Below are 3,337 nucleotides of genomic sequence, written 5' to 3'. Positions count from 1 at the left end.
TCGCGCCTGCTTTGGGAGCAGGAGGCCGCAGGTTCGAATCCTGCCACCCCGACCAGTAAATCCTTTTTGCAATTGCAGAAAGGATTTTTTATTTGGAAGAAATAGCCAAGCTCGCTTGTTCAATTTTTTTCAAATAAAAAATACATCGCGCTGAAAGCGCTATAAGATTTACAAGTACTAGAGCCCAAATTCAGGATCACTGAGTAATCTGGTTAAGGAACACGTGTCAGTGTAAGGAATTCATAAAAAATCGCTTCATCATTTATTGGAGTAATCTCCGAATAACTGACATCTAACTGATTTTCATCTATATATAGTATGTATTTATACCTAATTAGTTTCTGGGTTTCGTTTTTGTAAACCAATCTTAGGTTTGTGCCAGGTGTTTTTAGGACGGTGTAAGTACCTCCTGTAAATCCTGCAATTTCATTAGAGGTGAAAGTCTTATTTGGTTTTAGTTCTAATTCGTATCCATTACTTATATTCAGGTCTAAAGGATTACCATCTGAATCAAAAGGTGCATCAGTAAAGTAACTTGTTAGTTTCCATTTTCCTTGAACTTTTTGGAACGTTGCACTATCGAAATTATCATCACTGCTCGAGCAACTTATAAACAGGAATGTTACAAGTAGTAGCAAGGTTGAAGTTATAGTTTTTTTCATTTTATAATTGTTGTTTGTTTCAAAATTAAAAAAATTAATTCTTAAGAGGGAAGAAATCACCAATTTTTATGCTAAGATTGTTAATTACTATTTAGGTTGTTAGGAAATAAAAGCCATAAAAAGTTAACTTTGTATGCAAAAAAAATACAATTATGTCTGACACAATAGAAAAAATTAAATGCTTAATTATAGGTTCGGGACCTGCGGGTTACACAGCCGCAATATATGCAGCGAGAGCAAATATGAACCCGGTTTTATATCAGGGAACACAACCTGGTGGACAATTAACTACGACTAATGAAGTTGAGAATTGGCCTGGTAATCCTGAAGGAATAACTGGCCCGGAAATGATGATTAATATTATGGAGCAAGCGAAACGTTTTGGAACAGATGTTCGTGATGGCTGGGCAACCAAAGTTGATTTCTCAGGAAATATTCATAAAGTTTGGATTAACGATACTAAAGAAATTCATGCTGAAACCGTAATTATTTCCACAGGTGCTTCTGCTAAATATTTGGGATTGCCTTCAGAGCAACATTATCTGCAAATGGGTGGTGGCGTATCTGCTTGTGCGGTTTGCGATGGTTTCTTTTATAGAAATCAGGAAGTAGTAATTGTTGGTGCCGGTGATTCGGCTTGTGAAGAAGCACATTATTTATCAAAATTGTGTAAAAAAGTAACCATGTTAGTTAGAAGCGAAAAATTCAGAGCTTCTAAAATAATGGAAGAACGGGTTCGCAAAACGGAAAATATTACTATCCTGATGAATCATGATACGGTTGAAGTATTGGGTGATGGTCAAGTGGTGACTGCGGTGAAGGCAAAAAATAAAACAACTAATGAAATTTTTGACATTCCCGCTATAGGTTTCTTTGTGGCAATTGGTCACAAACCAAACACGGATATTTTTGCAGACTATTTAAATTTAGATGAAACTGGCTATATAATTAACGAACCGGGAACTTCAAAAACTAATGTTAAAGGCGTTTTTGTTGGTGGTGATGCTGCTGATCATGTATACCGTCAAGCGATTACTGCTGCAGGAACTGGTTGTATGGCAGCTTTGGATGCAGAACGTTATTTGGCATCTTTAGAATAAATTGCGAATTACGAATTACGAATTACGAATTACGAATTTAACTAATTAGTTAACAGAGAACATATTTGTTATATTAAAAAAAAAACCCGTCTGGTTTTTGGAACTCGTCGGGATTTTTTGTTTTACTCTGATTTGATACTTTTAAGTTGTTTTAGCTTTTCTTTCCAGGTGGCTAATTCTTCTTTTTGTTTTTCAATATTTCTCATTACTTCTTTCACCATCGGATTATCTGCTTTGGCTCTTCCAAAAAACTGAATGTTATTCTCCAATTGAAAAATACTGCTTTGTACTTCCTCAATTTTACGAATGATGAAAACTTTTTCATTATCTAATTTTCTTGAATTCTCTGCCCCCGACAGATTATCCAATCGATTAGCATAGCGCGCCATTTCATTATCTTTTTTGCTTGAGCTTAACTTTTCAAATAACGCATCCAGAATTTTATTGAATTTACCTTCGATATGTCGGCGCGCAAAAGGAACTTTACCAAAACTTTTCCAGGTTTCGATATGTGCTTTGATGGCATCCAAATCTGCTTTATGCTCACCTGTAAGTTCAAAAGATTTTATGGTTTCTAAATACGATTTTTTCTTTTCAAAAGCTTCGATTTCTTCTGCATTTGCTTCCGATTTTTGTTCTTTTAGCTTTTCAAAATATTCGTTACAAGCACCTCTGAATTCTCCCCATAGTTTATCAGAAAATTTTCTTGGAACATGACCAATTGTCTTCCATTCCTCCTGAATTTGTTTAAAAAGGGGAGTCGTTGCTGCAAAATCGGTACTGTCTTTCAACTCAATTGCTTTTGCAACTAAGGCTTGTTTTTTAGAAAGATTATCATTTTGGTCTTTCTTAATATCTTTATAGAAAGAGTTTTTCAATATGTTGAAACTTCTAACCGCATTTTTAAATTCGGTCCAAGTTTGGTCTGTAACTTCCGATGGAACTTTTCCTGTACCAAAGAACTGATTGCGAAATGCTTCAACCTTCTCAATCTGACCTAACCAAGCTGTATGAGAGTTTACTTTTTCTTGTGCTAATACTTCTATTTGAGCAATTATTTCTTTTTTCTTTACCAGATTAGCTGTTTCTACTTCACGAAGTTTTTCAAACAATTCTTCGCGTTTGTCGTGCATTTGTTTGGTTAACTCACTGAATCTGTTCCAAATCTCCTCACGTTTATCTCTTGAAACGGGTCCAATATCTTCTTTCCAAATTCGGTGTAAATCCTGTAATTCACGGAAAGCTTTATTGATATCTTCTTCTTTAACTAATTCTTCAACACGATCAATAATTTTGAGCTTTTGAACCAAATTGTGTTTAAAATCTAGATCACGGATTTCTCTGTCCAAGTGAAGTACATCATAAAAATTCTCTAAATGAAAGTGATAATTATTCCATACGTGGTTGTATTTGTCTTTCGGAATTGGTCCCGCCACTTTCCATCGGTCTCTGATGTCATTAAATTTCTTTAAAGTAACCGGAATGTTATCCTGACTGTGAATTAGATTTTTCAATTCCTCTACTATAGCCAACCTGTTTTCTAAATTAGCTTTTAGATTGTTTTGTAAACTTTGG

Annotated in this window: 3 protein-coding genes; 1 reads left to right on the top strand and 2 read right to left on the bottom strand. The window is 34.8% G+C overall.

The features are described 5' to 3' along the window. Positions 1–212 precede the first annotated feature (212 nt). A complete protein-coding gene (locus ACOYLP_RS11470; RefSeq protein WP_422856308.1) occupies positions 213–662 on the bottom strand; it encodes a hypothetical protein in 450 nt (149 codons plus the stop codon). A 152-nt stretch (positions 663–814) separates the two neighbouring features. On the opposite strand from ACOYLP_RS11470, the gene trxB reads away from it, so the two are divergent. After that, the gene (gene trxB / locus ACOYLP_RS11465; RefSeq protein WP_422856307.1) at positions 815–1,762 is read left to right on the top strand and encodes a thioredoxin-disulfide reductase; all 948 of its coding nucleotides are present in this window, start codon (positions 815–817) and stop codon (positions 1,760–1,762) included. Positions 1,763–1,884: 122 nt separating this feature from the next. On the opposite strand, the gene ACOYLP_RS11460 is transcribed toward trxB, so the two are convergent. Next, the coding region (locus tag ACOYLP_RS11460) for a DUF349 domain-containing protein (RefSeq protein ID WP_422856306.1) at positions 1,885–3,337 on the bottom strand (1,453 nt) is incomplete at its 5' end.

Origin of the sequence: Flavobacterium sp. (genome assembly GCF_049318325.1) — a bacterium.
Taxonomy (GTDB): domain Bacteria; phylum Bacteroidota; class Bacteroidia; order Flavobacteriales; family Flavobacteriaceae; genus Flavobacterium.
The sequence above is the reverse complement of the archived record's forward strand: the minus strand, read 5'-3'. Positions and strand labels throughout refer to the sequence as shown.

What these genes read in the sequence shown, in the direction of transcription:
- ACOYLP_RS11470 (WP_422856308.1), bottom strand. Translation starts at nt 662, where the DNA reads ATGAAAAAAACTATAACTTCAACCTTGCTACTACTTGTAACATTCCTG.
- trxB (WP_422856307.1), top strand. Translation starts at nt 815, where the DNA reads ATGTCTGACACAATAGAAAAAATTAAATGCTTAATTATAGGTTCGGGA.